At 34.3% G+C, this 13,011-nt stretch carries 14 protein-coding genes; 6 read left to right on the forward strand and 8 right to left on the reverse strand.

Translation table 11 applies throughout. The features are described from left to right. Positions 1-17 precede the first annotated feature (17 nt). Positions 18-1,280, reverse strand: coding sequence for a YeeE/YedE family protein (locus ACMHYH_RS10205; RefSeq protein WP_414839295.1), 1,263 nt, complete (start codon positions 1,278-1,280; stop codon positions 18-20). A 325-nt stretch (positions 1,281-1,605) separates the two neighbouring features. On the opposite strand from ACMHYH_RS10205, the gene ACMHYH_RS10210 reads away from it, so the two are divergent. The 4 genes from ACMHYH_RS10210 to ACMHYH_RS10225 all read left to right on the forward strand — a co-directional run bounded on the left by ACMHYH_RS10210 (position 1,606) and on the right by ACMHYH_RS10225 (position 4,221). Beyond that, positions 1,606-2,496, forward strand: a complete 891-nt coding sequence (locus ACMHYH_RS10210; RefSeq protein WP_414839296.1) for a LysR family transcriptional regulator — start codon at positions 1,606-1,608, stop codon at positions 2,494-2,496. A 121-nt stretch (positions 2,497-2,617) separates the two neighbouring features. Continuing rightward, on the forward strand, positions 2,618-3,196 hold the full coding sequence (locus tag ACMHYH_RS10215; RefSeq protein WP_414839297.1) for an N-acetyltransferase family protein: 579 nt from the start codon (positions 2,618-2,620) through the stop codon (positions 3,194-3,196). A gap of 66 nt (positions 3,197-3,262) precedes the next feature. Next, the gene (locus ACMHYH_RS10220; protein ID WP_414839298.1) at positions 3,263-3,994 is read left to right on the forward strand and encodes a TraX family protein; all 732 of its coding nucleotides are present in this window, start codon (positions 3,263-3,265) and stop codon (positions 3,992-3,994) included. A gap of 41 nt (positions 3,995-4,035) precedes the next feature. Continuing rightward, positions 4,036-4,221 carry a hypothetical protein gene (locus ACMHYH_RS10225; RefSeq protein WP_414839299.1) on the forward strand — a complete coding sequence of 62 codons (186 nt, stop codon included), beginning with the start codon at positions 4,036-4,038 and terminating at the stop codon, positions 4,219-4,221. Positions 4,222-4,334: 113 nt separating this feature from the next. Here ACMHYH_RS10225 and ACMHYH_RS10230 read toward each other — a convergent pair whose 3' ends face one another. Further along, the gene (locus ACMHYH_RS10230) at positions 4,335-4,832 is read right to left on the reverse strand and encodes a helix-turn-helix domain-containing protein (protein ID WP_414839300.1); all 498 of its coding nucleotides are present in this window, start codon (positions 4,830-4,832) and stop codon (positions 4,335-4,337) included. Between the two features lie 264 nt (positions 4,833-5,096). Here ACMHYH_RS10230 and ACMHYH_RS10235 point away from each other — a divergent pair, with 264 nt between their 5' ends. Further along, positions 5,097-5,687, forward strand: a complete 591-nt coding sequence (locus ACMHYH_RS10235) for a hypothetical protein (RefSeq protein ID WP_414839301.1) — start codon at positions 5,097-5,099, stop codon at positions 5,685-5,687. A 336-nt stretch (positions 5,688-6,023) separates the two neighbouring features. Further along, positions 6,024-7,247 (forward strand): MFS transporter, encoded by a 1,224-nt coding sequence (locus tag ACMHYH_RS10240; protein WP_414839302.1) that lies wholly within the window; start codon positions 6,024-6,026, stop codon positions 7,245-7,247. A 118-nt stretch (positions 7,248-7,365) separates the two neighbouring features. Here ACMHYH_RS10240 and ACMHYH_RS10245 read toward each other — a convergent pair whose 3' ends face one another. The 6 genes from ACMHYH_RS10245 to ACMHYH_RS10270 all read right to left on the reverse strand — a co-directional run bounded on the left by ACMHYH_RS10245 (position 7,366) and on the right by ACMHYH_RS10270 (position 12,874). Then, the gene (locus tag ACMHYH_RS10245) at positions 7,366-8,124 is read right to left on the reverse strand and encodes an ABC transporter ATP-binding protein (RefSeq protein WP_414839303.1); all 759 of its coding nucleotides are present in this window, start codon (positions 8,122-8,124) and stop codon (positions 7,366-7,368) included. A 3-nt stretch (positions 8,125-8,127) separates the two neighbouring features. After that, positions 8,128-9,195 (reverse strand): FecCD family ABC transporter permease, encoded by a 1,068-nt coding sequence (locus tag ACMHYH_RS10250; protein WP_414839304.1) that lies wholly within the window; start codon positions 9,193-9,195, stop codon positions 8,128-8,130. Between the two features lie 25 nt (positions 9,196-9,220). After that, on the reverse strand, positions 9,221-10,243 hold the full coding sequence (locus ACMHYH_RS10255; RefSeq protein ID WP_414839305.1) for an ABC transporter substrate-binding protein: 1,023 nt from the start codon (positions 10,241-10,243) through the stop codon (positions 9,221-9,223). 24 nt (positions 10,244-10,267) lie between these two features. Next, positions 10,268-10,807 (reverse strand): NAD(P)/FAD-dependent oxidoreductase, encoded by a 540-nt coding sequence (locus ACMHYH_RS10260; RefSeq protein ID WP_414839306.1) that lies wholly within the window; start codon positions 10,805-10,807, stop codon positions 10,268-10,270. After that, the gene (locus ACMHYH_RS10265; protein ID WP_414839307.1) at positions 10,777-11,310 is read right to left on the reverse strand and encodes an NAD(P)/FAD-dependent oxidoreductase; all 534 of its coding nucleotides are present in this window, start codon (positions 11,308-11,310) and stop codon (positions 10,777-10,779) included. The genes ACMHYH_RS10260 and ACMHYH_RS10265 overlap by 31 nt, the downstream gene beginning before the upstream one ends. Before the next feature lie 232 nt (positions 11,311-11,542). After that, on the reverse strand, positions 11,543-12,874 hold the full coding sequence (locus tag ACMHYH_RS10270) for an MATE family efflux transporter (RefSeq protein ID WP_414839308.1): 1,332 nt from the start codon (positions 12,872-12,874) through the stop codon (positions 11,543-11,545). Positions 12,875-13,011: the final 137 nt, after the last annotated feature.

Raw genomic sequence — 13,011 nt, forward strand, 5'->3', positions numbered from 1 at the left:
CAGTATCCATTTTTTGTTTAACTGTTGATTTTCTTTCCAAGAATATTTCCTGACCAGCCACCGATAACCATAACGATTAGGAATATCCATCCCGATAGAGAGAAGTTTGCGATTGGCGTATATAATGCTCCGACGTTACAGCCATTAGCTAGTCGAGTACCAAATCCCATAGCAAATCCACCCATAGCGAAAAGGAATACATCTTTAAAACTAATTTTTAATTCTGATACAAATGTTTGAATAAATTTACCCGCAGTTAAAAGATAAATGATCGTACCTAGAACAATACCTAAGTTCTGTACAGAAACCCCATTCTCAAAGAATGGTTGGATAAATCCGTCTGGTTTCATTTGAGCAAAAGAAGCTAAAGAATCAGCTGAAACACCAAAAATCATTAAGAATTTACCAAACCATAAACCATAAGGCGTTGATGCTCCCCATCCAGAGTGAGTCACTCCCATTAATAAGGCAAATAGTAAGGTAATCCCTACAGCTCCTTGTACAAGTGACCACGGTTTTATGAACAGTCTACTATAAGTTGCTTCACTTACTAACGCATAATCTTTAGAATCAAAAGGTACTTCTTCTTCTTGCATTTTTTCTACTGAAACTCCCGTAAATGTATTCTCTCTCTTTCTTTTTTGTTCGTATTTATAAGAAAGAGCAACAACGATAAGAGCAAAAAGACCCGTTAGAATAACCGCACCTAGATAACCGCCCATTCCATCCCATAAAAATAAATCTGGAAGATAGACGCCTTTACTGAACAGTTCACCTGTTTCAGTAGTAAACCAAGACTCCGTAACAATGCTCGCTGTATTTTGCGTTGGGAATCCTAAAAATACTCCCATTGCAAAGAAAATCAGACTAATAAGAGCTCTTGGAAGCGCAGTAACAAGGTCAGTAAGAACACCTGATGCGCAACAAGATGCAAAACTCATACCAAATCCGAAAAGGAGGCCACCTAATAGTAGGCCTAAGTTAATTGGATTGATCCAAAGACCAAAAGTAGTGACATCTCCTTTGAAAAGTAATGCTGCTGTAACAATAGACGAAATAAAAAACATAAACATAAGAGTTCTCATTAATTTAGTAGAACCTGTTTTAAAAGCCCGGTTCACACTTCCTGCAAAACCTGTATACGATCTTGATAAAACATATCCTAAACCCATTCCAACAACTAATCTAAAAAATAATATATCTGATACTAGTTGACTCTTTCCTATAACAAAAATGAATATAATGGCAATAAATCCTAAAATTCTTTCTACTTTTTTCATTGGTTCCTCCAGTTAAGATAGATTATTTATGATATCAAACAAATAAAAAAGGACGGCTTATTAAAATTTTTAACCGTATTGTCTTGGGTCCATACAATCATTGATTCCTTCTTATCAAATGATTCGATTCATTTCTTATTTCATTAACAGACAGCCACACTCCTTGTGCAAAAATTCACTTAATCGATTAAATTTATTATATCCTTTATGACATTGTTTTGGAAATAACAAAGTGCTATACTTGCATAACTAAAAGGAATAGCTTGTTCATTTTTTTTCATACTTTAATCGTACAACAACTTTTCTTAAAGAAGGATGATTCGATATGATTGATTACAGATATAAAACTTTTTCTGTTTTAGCTGATATCTTAAACTATACAAAAACAGCTGAATTTTTAAACTTATCTCAACCTGCCGTGACAAAACACATTCAGTACTTAGAACATTATTTAGAAACGCAACTTTTTTACTATGAACACCGCAGATTAACATTGACTGAAAAAGGACGCTATTTGAAAAAAGAACTCGATATCATTGAACAAGAAACTAGCCAGATAAAGGCTGAATTGACAAGAGATAGTACTCAAAAATCTCTCTCTGTTGGCGCAAGTTATACAATTGGTGAGTATTTTATTTTAGATAAATTGCAGCAATTTTCTCTAACTGAAAAGAATACTAAAGTTGATTTAACTGTTAACAATACTAAAAATTTATTAGACTTGCTCGACCAAAGGAAAATAGATGTTGCTTTGATTTCGGGTCCTCTTGATGTTGATCACTATGATAGTAAAGTTTTCTTTAAAGATTCTATTGTCGCTATTTGCTCACCCGAACATCCTTTAGCTGGCTCAAAAAGTAGTCTGTTTTCAGATTTAAAAAACGAAAAAATACTCCTTCGTGAAAAAGGTTCCGGTATTTTCGGCGCTTTAGTGCAATCTCTTTCCAGAAATCATTTATCATTAGGCCAATTTTCTAGATGTGCGAGCATTGGCAATATTCACCTAATTAAAGAATTAGTCAAAAAAAATGAAGGCATTAGTTTTCTTTATGCTATTTCTATTGCTGACGATCTTGCAAAAAAGTCGCTCAGTACTATTTCATTAACGGATTTTTCAGAAACTCAATCCTTTTTTCTAGTCTCTAATAAAACAGAACACCCTAATAAACTACAAAAGAAATTCGAACAGCTTTTTTTAGAGAAAAAAGCTCATTAATTTCATTTCAGACCTATTTCCTTCTAATAAAATGATTAGAGGGAGATAGGTCTATTTAGCGGGCTAATTTTATGGTACTATCTGGCTAAGGTCTATTTTTTTAAAAAAGAGGAGGGCTTTTTTGTTAGATAAAACCATTCCGTACGCAGAAATTTGGATGACTCGGTTGTTAGAACTACCCGTTACTAAACACCACTTGCCTCAAGGTTTTGACTTTATATTTTATCAAGAAGGGGATGAAGTTGAATGGGCAGCTATTGAAACGGCTGTTTCTGAATTTGAGGATACAGTCCAAGCATTAACCTATTTTGAAGAAAAGTTTGCCCCTCACCTAAAAGAATTAAAAAAACGAATGCTGTTTGTTGTAAATTCCTCGGGAGAAAAAATAGGAACCTGCTCGGCTTGGTGGAAAGAAACACCTAATAAAGACCGTTATCCACTGGTTCATTGGGTTGCTGTAAAACCTGGCTATCAAGGAAAAGGGATTGCAAAAGCTATGCTGACCCATACTCTCACGCTATTACAAGATCTTGAACATACTTCTCCTATTTATCTCCATACACAAACGTGGAGTCTTGTTGCTATTCAACTCTATCAACATTTTGGATTTGACATTTCAAGTAAAGACTTAGATGGAAACCTTTATCCCGATTACGAAAAAACGTTAGCCATTTTAGCTGAGTTGAAAAAGACAACGTAACAGCTAGAGTCGTTTAAATAGTACCGCAAAAAAAGGAGGGAAATTTTTATAGAAAAATCAGTTAAGTTGAACAAGCTACCTTTTACCGGTAGCACGCTAAAATGGATTGCCATCGTCACTATGTTCATCGATCACATTGGCGCTTTTTTAATTGAACCCTACTTAATGAGTCAGGGAGTAACTAGTGTTTCACTATTTTTAGCAAACGAGTTGCCTCAAGGTAGCGCTTATTCCTTACTTTATCAACTATATGTAATTTTTAGATTGATTGGAAGAGTATCTTTTCCTATTTTTGCCTTTCTTCTTGTAGAAGGATTCCTTCATACCCATCACTTAAAAAAATACATTAGTCAATTAGGACTATTCGCTCTGTTATCAGAAATTCCATTCGATCTGGCAAGTAAAGGTGTTTTACTCGAATTTTCTCATCAAAATATTTTCTTTACACTATTTATTGGTCTTTTATGTATCGCTAGTTTTGATTCGTTCGATAAAAAACAAGATAGCAAGTGGATCATACTTCTTTTAGCACTCCTGGTTAGTGAACTTTTAAAAGTAGATTACTCTATAATCGGTGTATTAAGTATCTTTATCTTTTATTATTTTCATGACCGTGTTTTATTGAGAACACTTTTGAATGGACCGTTATTTTTAATGAATCTTACAGCTATTTTTTCTTTTATCCCTATCCAACTTTATAATGGAAAAAGAGGCAAACAAAATAAAGCTTTCTTTTACCTTTTCTATCCTGGTCACCTTTTTTTATTGTATCTTATTCGGATAATTTTTATTGCCTAGTTTTAAGTAACGACAAAAGACTCTTTTAAGGAGGATCATTTATGGATAAAAAAATGTTTTATATTCTCATGCCTATCTATCTCATTCCATTACTGTTCATTTCTTTTTTTGTGCCAAACTATTTTTCTGAAACGTTTTTTTTATTGGGCTGGTTACTATTAACGTCTATAATCAGTCTATTAATAAAAGGTGCTTTTGTTTATCGAAAAAAGAAGAAACAAAGATAAAGAGTCAGGGATGGTAACATACTATCTTAAACTCAATAACGTTATTCTTAAACATTCTGTTGATTGATGGATTGAAATTCTTATGGAGTCTAAATCTATCAATCTCCTTTTGATTATCCTAGATAGTCAACAGTCGTCGTTCCCCAACCAAAAACATCTCCTAAAAAGCCATAAACAATAAATAAATTGAAGGCTAGACAACAAACACATGCTAAGTAGATTAGCTTATATGTCGTGTTTGTTTTTTTATTTCTATTTATCAAAATAGGAGAAATAACTAAGCCAAGAGGAGCTGTCAAGAAACTTAGAAAAGTTAAAACCAATAAAATCAATCCTTCATCTTTGATAGTTGCATCTGATTGACTGTTATTTTCTATCTCACTTTCTTTTATGTTGGTTTTATTTTTTAGATTTTGATTTCCTTTTAGTAATTCGTCAATTGAAACGTCATAGTATTCACTCAATTTCACTAAATTATCCAAATCAGGGTAACTATTTCCATTTTCCCATTTTGAAATGGATTGTCTTGAAATAGCTAAATGATCTGCTACATTTCCTTGCGAGAACCCCATATTCATTCTACTTTTTTTTAATCTCTTTCCAAGCTCCATAGTTTCCACCTTATCTTTTGCTTTTTTTCTATCATACCTAAATAAGAGGCTCTTTGCCATTAATTATTAGTTTATATTTAACTAAATCTCTTTTTCGTCATCTGTGCAACTACTGGTTGCTAACATGTAAACGAATGCGTTCTAGTATTTATTATAATAATGGTTATACTTAAATCATCATAATAAGGAGGAAAGTAAAAAGAGGAAAAACGTTAAACCACTCTATTAATGATCGAGCTACATAACTAAGAAAGGATGAGTGATGTGAAAAAAACGTCTATGTATTCATTAATTCTATTAAATACCCTAGCTATTTTCACTTTATTGGGTTGTGGAAATGGTTCTAGCGAAACGCTAACTAATGAGAACGATAAAAATAAAGAAGGTATAGAGGTCGTTTTAGAGAAAACGTTTCATGCACCTGATAAGGTCCTCTTATCCAAACTTTACGATTCTGATAATGCCACGATTATTAACCAGGATGAACAATCAAGCACTTCTTCTATTCAAGAAAAAGAAAATGATTTTGATCAGTATATAAAAGAAAACTACGGCGAATATTTTACTGATTACGGATTTGAAAAATTTTTTATAACTAGTGGAGAAGGATATCGGTACTCTGATGAGGCAGATAAGGCCAACTATACTCTAGTGCCCGAAAGCATTCGTATTGTTCAAGATGAAAAAAACGAGCAACGTTATGAATTTGATGTAACTGTAAAATACACTGATGAAAAAAATGAAGAAGGAACTCGTGTCTTAAATGGCAGAGTTGAAATGGATGAAGGAAAAATTGATTCACTCAATATAAATGATGATGAAGGATTATTAAAAGAAATGATGTCAAATCCGTAATTGCTTTATTTATTCTTCTTACTAAAATGAATGGTTTAAATAAAAAAATGCTATGAAACAATTTTTCTTTGTTTTGTAGTTTTTTTATTTTCTAACGGTTAAAGAATCATGTACTATTGATTCTACATTTTTATATAAAAAATCTTATACCTACTTATTTGAACCGTTTGGCTATTTCCACTTATTTTTCTTAGTGTTCTCTTAGTTTATTATTTCCATATTCTCATAATTATGATAAGCTATTTTGACTCACTAGTATTTAGTGAGCCAAAATGAATGAAGGAGAGGTATCCATATCCTATTAACCGTTCCTCTACCTTGTCAGGAGATTTTTTTATGCTATCCTCTTTTTCAAAAAATATTCAATCTACCTTACTTGCTTCTTTTTTTAGTAGCTTAGTCTACGCTTGTACCATTCCTTACCTTATTATTTACTTAGCCAGTTTGTTCAGTAAAGAAACACTGGGAATTTTAGTTATGATAAGTGTTATTCTATCCTTTATTGCTGGAATTGTTGGTGGTTACCTAGCAGACAATTTTCAACGTAAAAAAGTTTTGCTTGTTTTCCAAAACGTATTTGGTATTTCCTTATTTATTATTGCTTTAAACTTCATAGGTATCCTACCACAATCTTTTTGGTTAATTGGTGGTTACCTAATCTGCGGCATAGCTTATAATTTATATCGTTCTGCATCTGATGCGGTCTTACTTGATTCAACAGTCCTACATGAGCGAAAAAAAGTCTATCAACTACACTATTGGACCTTTAACTTATCGATGGCTTTAGGAGCTTCTATTGGTGGTTTTCTCTTTAAACACTACTTGATTTATCTGTTTTTAGGGGCTGCTTTTTTGCAATTTATCATTTCAGCTTTTTTCCAAAAAAATCTCACCTATACAAATACTATTTCACATAGTGAAGGAAAAACAATTTTTCACGCTCTCTTTACTAATTACTCTATTGCGGCTAAAGATAAGCGCTGGGTAACATTAGTTCTAGGTTTTGCTCTTTATAATGCTGCTGAAATGTCTTTACAAAATTATACCGGCGTCCGATTATCAAAAGAGTTTGACTCACTGACTCTTTTTTCAATCCCCATTGATGGAGTCAGAATGTTGAGTCTCTTACAAGTAGTGAATACTATCATGGTCGTTTGTTTTACTTTTATTGTTTCAAAAATAATCGAGAAAAAAACAGAACGAACGGTTGTCATTGTCGGATTAGTTATCTACATTAGCGGATATGGTTTAATGGCTTCAGCAAATAGTATTTACTTTTTGATTCCCTTAATGATTCTAGCTACACTAGGAGAGTTAGCCTCAGCGCCTATCTTAAGCGCTCGAAAAGTTGATTTAATTCCAGAAGATAAACAAGCTTCTTACTTAAGTTTTGGTGCTCTATCTTTTCAAGGCTCTCAACTTTTAGCCGCTGTTGGCCTAACCTTAGGCGGCTATCTTACAGCGGGTTTAATTAGTGGCTATATTATCATTTTAGGACTAGCTGGTATTTATTTTGTCGTTTCTAGCTTGTATCATTTTGAAAAATCATCCAAGAGTTAACTTATTGCCTACCTTATTTCGTGAGGTAGGTTTTTTCATTTCTTACAAGCATAGATTCATACTTTTCAGGAGTTAAAAAATAAAAAAAGAACCCTTTTTTATTAGTTAAAAGAGTTCTCTATAAAAATTCAATCGTTTGCTTACCTAAAATGGGATTCGTGTACGTGCGACAATCAACTTCATACAGTTCAGAAATAACAGCTTCCGTTATAACTTCTTCTGGTGTTCCATGTTTGATTATCTGCCCATCTTTCATAGCATACAAGTAATCTGTAAAACGTGCAGCTAGATTCAAATCATGTAACGCTGCTAAAATACCAATGGGCAAGGCACTAACTGTTTTTAATAGACTCAATTGGTGTTTAATATCCAAATGGTTCGTCGGTTCATCTAAAACTAAAAACTTAGGTTGTTGCACCAACGTTCTACCTAAAATCACTCGTTGTTTTTCTCCACCTGAAAGGGATAAAAAACTTCTATCAGCGAGTTTTTTTAAATCCATTTGTTGAAGTACGTTCTCAACTATCTCGTAATCCAGTGCATTGTCTCTTTCCATCAAACCTTTATGTGGCGATCGTCCAAGCAAGAGCATCTGGCGAACAGAAAAATCAAAATTGACTTGATGAAATTGTCCTACTACACCTAATTTTTTTGCTAGCTGTTTGTTTGACAGTTCTTGGATATTTTCATGGTCCAAAGCAATGATTCCAGCATCAGGTTCGAGTATTTTTGAAATGCTTTTTAATAGAGTTGATTTCCCACAGCCATTCGGTCCAATCAACCCAACAAATTGATTGTCACTAACTTGTAAAGAAACCTCTTCTATAATTTTTTTAGTAGCAACCGATACCGATACCTTATCAACCGTTAATTTCATTTTTTACCCTCCAAACTCATAGCCTTTTTTGACAAAAATATAAATAAATAATGGTGCGCCAATTAATGAGGTTAAAATACCAATAGGCAATTCAATCGTTGGCAAGATAATACGCGATAAGATATCTGACCAAACCATAAATAAAGACCCTGAAAAAACCGATAATGGTAAAAAATAACGATGATTCGAGCCTACGATTCCGCGGACAATGTGTGGAATAATCAATCCAACAAAACCGATCATTCCACTATTTGCAACAATGATTCCTGTTAGAATTGCCGCAATAACTAGATAGAGTTTACGGTAAAAATTTAAATTAACGCCTAGCGTAATCGCTGCTTCATCACCTAGTAGCATACTATTTAGCACTCGTTCTTGAGTCAAGAAAAACAGAAAACAAATCAGAACGACTGCCGCAATTAAAGGCAACTTAGACCAACTCGCTCCTGCCAAACTTCCCATCATCCAAAAGGTTATCGAACGAATTCCTTCTGCATCATTCGCTAGATAGATAATGAAATTAGAACATGCGGTAAATAGAGCATTTAATACCATACCAGATAAAATTAGCTTAATAGAATTAACTTGTCCACCTACATTAGATAACAGCAAGACTAAAAATGCCGCTGTCACCGCTCCTAAAAACGCCCAAAAAGATAAACTAAATTGAGCTAATATACTTGTTCCACCAAAACCAATCATTATCGCAAACGTTGCTCCTAGAGAAGCGCCTGATGAAATCCCTAAAATATAAGGATCAGCAAGCGGGTTCTGGACCGTTGTTTGCATCACTGCCCCAGCCAATGACAATCCCATACCTGTAAGTATCGCTAAGAGTACTCTTGGGAAACGGATTTGCCAGATAATATTCTCATAAGCATTAGAAGATACATTAGATAAATCACCAATTAATCCTCCTGAAAGACGATTCATTAAGATTTGAAAAGATTCAGTCAGAGGTACCGCAACTTGTCCGACCGTAACACCAATTCCTATCGAAAGAATGATCAATACCGTAAATAAGAGTAAACTTACATAAACTAATTGACGTTGCTTATCGATACGGCTCATCGCTTTCTCCCTCTCTGACTAGGCATTAGTTTGTTGTGTACACTTGTGTACTAAGTTCTTCCATCCCACTCAAAATTTGATACCCATAGCTCCAGAATTGATTGTAATCAATCGTATAAATACGGTCTTCTTTAATAGCGGTTAGACTTGAAAGGGCCTCATTTGCTTTTAAATCAGCTAGACTCTCTTTAGGATCGCGCCCACCAGTATAATTGACTAACAACAAAACGTCTGGATTAGCTTCTAGCAAAGCTTCCACACTAATTTCACCTGTTGCACTTGCAAAGGCATTGTTTAGCTTCATATAACTCAGTGAATCGTTTAAGTACGTATCCGTTGAGCCACTATAAATGTTCACGTTTGTACCTTCTGCATCAAAGATGTACGCGTAGTTGATTGTTTCTTGATTAGCAGGAACAGTTTCAATTAGCTTATCCATCCGTTTTTGTATATCATCCGAAAATTTTTGAGCTTTCTCTTGAACCGTGAATAAATTTCCCAGATTTTCAATATCTGCATATAAATCATCAAAAGTTGCCTCACTTGTTGATGTTGCTTGGATATATGTTTGAATATCTAGTTCATTTAATTCTTCAACCGTGCCCGTTCCCCACTCAGCACTTGCAAAAAGTTGCCCTCGACCGATAACAATATCTGGGTTAGCTCCCACGACTAATTCTTTCCCTACATATTCTTTAGATAGAACTGGAATGTTAGAGAACTCTTCAGCCACTGTTTTGTCGCCTTCACCATATAGTGCTGCTACACCTACCATGTCCTCTCCTAGTCCAAGTTGGAGAAGCAACTCTGCTGTTCCTTGGTTGTTAGCAACGATGGACGTTGGTCGAGATTTATAGGTTATGTCTTTTGCACTAAACTCGGCTCCCTCTGAGGAAACGGTATAATTATCTAACGTTAAAGGAAATTCTGAAGCATTCTCATTCGTACTGTCTTGGTTGTTCGTAGAATCACTCTGTCCGCATGCGCCTAGCAATACCGTTGCTGCTATCATTAGTCCTATGTACTTCATCTTCTTTAATCCATTCATTTTTATTCCTCCATTAATCTGTTTTTATTCTGTTGCATATTGTTTCCAAACAGTCGCTACTTTTGGTTTTAACTTATCCGCATAAGTTGAGACAGTTCCTATCGCATCAGCCTTTGGATCAATATATAATTTGGCAGCATTGACAGCATTAATCGCGTCATGAAAAGCACCCGCTATCAAATGGACTTTCTCCGTATAACTTGCGGCATCTCCTAAAGCAAAAACACCATGTATTGCCGTTTTAGTTTGCGGTGTCGTTTCAATATAATACTCATTGAAAACTTCTAAGCCAACATCATTTTGCTCAAACAAGTCATTTTTTTGATTGAAGCCATGACAGACAATCACTTCATCAACTAAAATCGTCTCTTCTTTATCTATTTCTTTATGAAAAATGGTTATCGCCTCAATTTTTGAGCCATCTGGAGTAATCTTCTTATCCATCAAATCTGCTTTTACTATACATCTCACTGGACCATTCATTGCCCTCTTGATTTCTGATTCATGCCCTTTGAACGCTTCTTTCCGATAAACTAGGATAACCTCTTTTGCAATTGGTGCCAAGATATTTGCCCAATCAAGCGCCGACTGCCCTCCACCAGAAATAAAAACTTTTTTTCTTTCATTGCTTCAAAATCAGTAACAGCTATCTGGACATTTTTTAATTGTCCCCCCTCATTAGTAAAAAAAGGTGTTGGACTAGGATCTAAAACGCCATTACCTATCGCTAATAAAAGCGTTTTCGTTAAATACGTCTTACCTTTTGTCGTTTGTAGTTGAACGTTTCCATCGACTGTTTTTTTAATTCCATTAACTTTTTCGCCTGTCCGTATGGTTGGTTGAAAAGTTTTCGCTTGATTAATCAGGTGTTGAATAAATTGACCTGCAGGCATCGGTGGAATCCCGCCTGCATCCCAGATTATCTTTTCAGAATACAGATTTAATTTGCCCCCTAAATAAGGTTGAGCCTCAATTATCTGGACCTTCATCTCGCGTAGCCCCGAATAAAAAGAACTATATAGTCCAGCTGGCCCTCCACCAATTATTGTCACATCATATACTTCCATACTCTCTTCCTCTCCAAAGAATCGTTTTATTTATCCATCAATTTTTTTATTAAACAAGAAATTTTGCTTTACCATTCGGGTACTCATTTTAATTGAGAATGATTTTCATTATCAATTATATGATTGTTCTGAGTCAAAGTAAACACTAATGAGAAAATATTCACAAATAGAGCAGACAACCTTAAAAGGGTCGTCTGCTAAACTAACTATAAAGATACTTAAATACAATTTATCAAGACCGTTCAATAAAAATTTCAGTCATATTTTTTCGCCATCTCAGTCTCATAAAAATAGCTCGAACAATTTCATCTAAGCCTAAAGCTAACCAGATTCCTACTAAACCCATTTGCAAGGGGAAAGAGAATAGATATGCAAGAAAGACTCCGACACTCCACATTGATAAGACACCTACGTAAAAAGGGAACTGTACGTCTGAAGAGGCTCTTAGTGCACTTACATAAATCAAATTCTGACTTCTTCCTGCTTCTAAAATAAAATTAAAAACTAAAACCTGACTAGCTAAAGCAATAATTTCTACGTTGTCAGTGAGTAAGCCTAGTAAGGGAACTCTAAACAAAACAAGTACCAAACAAGCTAACATACTAATTAAAAAAGAAGCTTTAGAAGCAAAGGAGGCCAGATCTTTGGTCTTCAAATAATTTTTCGCACCAACATGCCAACCAATCATAATAGAAGTGCCTTGCCCTAAGGAAACAGCAAATATATAAACAAAACTAACTAAGGTATTGCTATAGGAATAGGCAGTGATAGCCACTTCTCCGAGTCTTGTAATCATGAGCATCATGACAAAGCGGGCTAGATTATAAGAAATTTGTTCTCCAGCTGCAGGAAGACCAAATTTTAAAATAGCTGGAATAGTCTCTTTAAAATCATTCAGTGTAAAAGAAAGCATTTTAGGTTTGAAAATCAAATCATAGACTAAGTAGCCTAAAATAATCATCCCCAAAGCTCGACTTATCATCGTAGCGATAGCAGCCCCTCTTACTCCCATAGCTGGGAAACCCAGATGACCATAAATCAAAAGATAATTTAAAAATACATTAGTTACATTGGTAATGATAGAAATCTTTAACGTCGCTTTCGTTTTTCCAAAGGAACGAAGAAACATAGAAAATGTCATAGCGAGAAGCTGCATAAAAATAAAACCACCCACAATAACTAAGTATTGCTCTGCAAAAATTAACATCTCTCCTTGCAAGTTCATAATACTTAAAACGCTTCCAGAAAAAGCTACAAAAGCTAAACTAAAAAGCAGACCCATGAATAGATTAATCACTATTGCTGTCAGAGTTAATTTTTGAAGATAATCTTTTGCCTTTTTTGCCCCGATAGCTTGTGCAAGTAAAATACCTGTACCTGAAAGAATAATATTCCCTGCAATAAGAATCAGAAATATCATTTGGTTAACTACACCAACAGCTCCTACAGCAGAATCATTGTAGCGAGAGAGCATAATAGTATCAACACTTCCGATAATGGAAAACAATAAACTCTCTAAAAAAATTGGAAAGGTTAAGGAAAACAATTTTTTCTTTTCAGTCATAAATTTTTTATCCTCTCTTTTACAAATAAAATTTTATTAGTTTCGGAAGAAACTATTTTTGATAAATAGACCCATTCTTTATAACACTTATTTTAACTAGCTATTTGTTATTTTCTCTTCCAATCGTTACATTTTAT

This window comes from Carnobacterium sp. TMP28 (assembly GCF_047553015.1).
Classification (GTDB): Bacteria; Bacillota; Bacilli; order Lactobacillales; family Carnobacteriaceae; genus Carnobacterium_A.

Bases quoted from the DNA above. Each gene is read 5' to 3' on its own strand.
- ACMHYH_RS10255 (WP_414839305.1), bottom strand. From the start codon at position 10,243: ATGAATGGATTAAAGAAGATGAAGTACATAGGACTAATGATAGCAGCA.
- ACMHYH_RS10225 (WP_414839299.1), top strand. From the start codon at position 4,036: ATGGATAAAAAAATGTTTTATATTCTCATGCCTATCTATCTCATTCCA.
- ACMHYH_RS10210 (WP_414839296.1), top strand. From the start codon at position 1,606: ATGATTGATTACAGATATAAAACTTTTTCTGTTTTAGCTGATATCTTA.
- ACMHYH_RS10265 (WP_414839307.1), bottom strand. From the start codon at position 11,310: ATGGAAGTATATGATGTGACAATAATTGGTGGAGGGCCAGCTGGACTA.
- ACMHYH_RS10240 (WP_414839302.1), top strand. From the start codon at position 6,024: ATGCTATCCTCTTTTTCAAAAAATATTCAATCTACCTTACTTGCTTCT.
- ACMHYH_RS10230 (WP_414839300.1), bottom strand. From the start codon at position 4,832: ATGGAGCTTGGAAAGAGATTAAAAAAAAGTAGAATGAATATGGGGTTC.
- ACMHYH_RS10270 (WP_414839308.1), bottom strand. From the start codon at position 12,874: ATGACTGAAAAGAAAAAATTGTTTTCCTTAACCTTTCCAATTTTTTTA.
- ACMHYH_RS10250 (WP_414839304.1), bottom strand. From the start codon at position 9,195: ATGAGCCGTATCGATAAGCAACGTCAATTAGTTTATGTAAGTTTACTC.
- ACMHYH_RS10245 (WP_414839303.1), bottom strand. From the start codon at position 8,124: ATGAAATTAACGGTTGATAAGGTATCGGTATCGGTTGCTACTAAAAAA.
- ACMHYH_RS10205 (WP_414839295.1), bottom strand. From the start codon at position 1,280: ATGAAAAAAGTAGAAAGAATTTTAGGATTTATTGCCATTATATTCATT.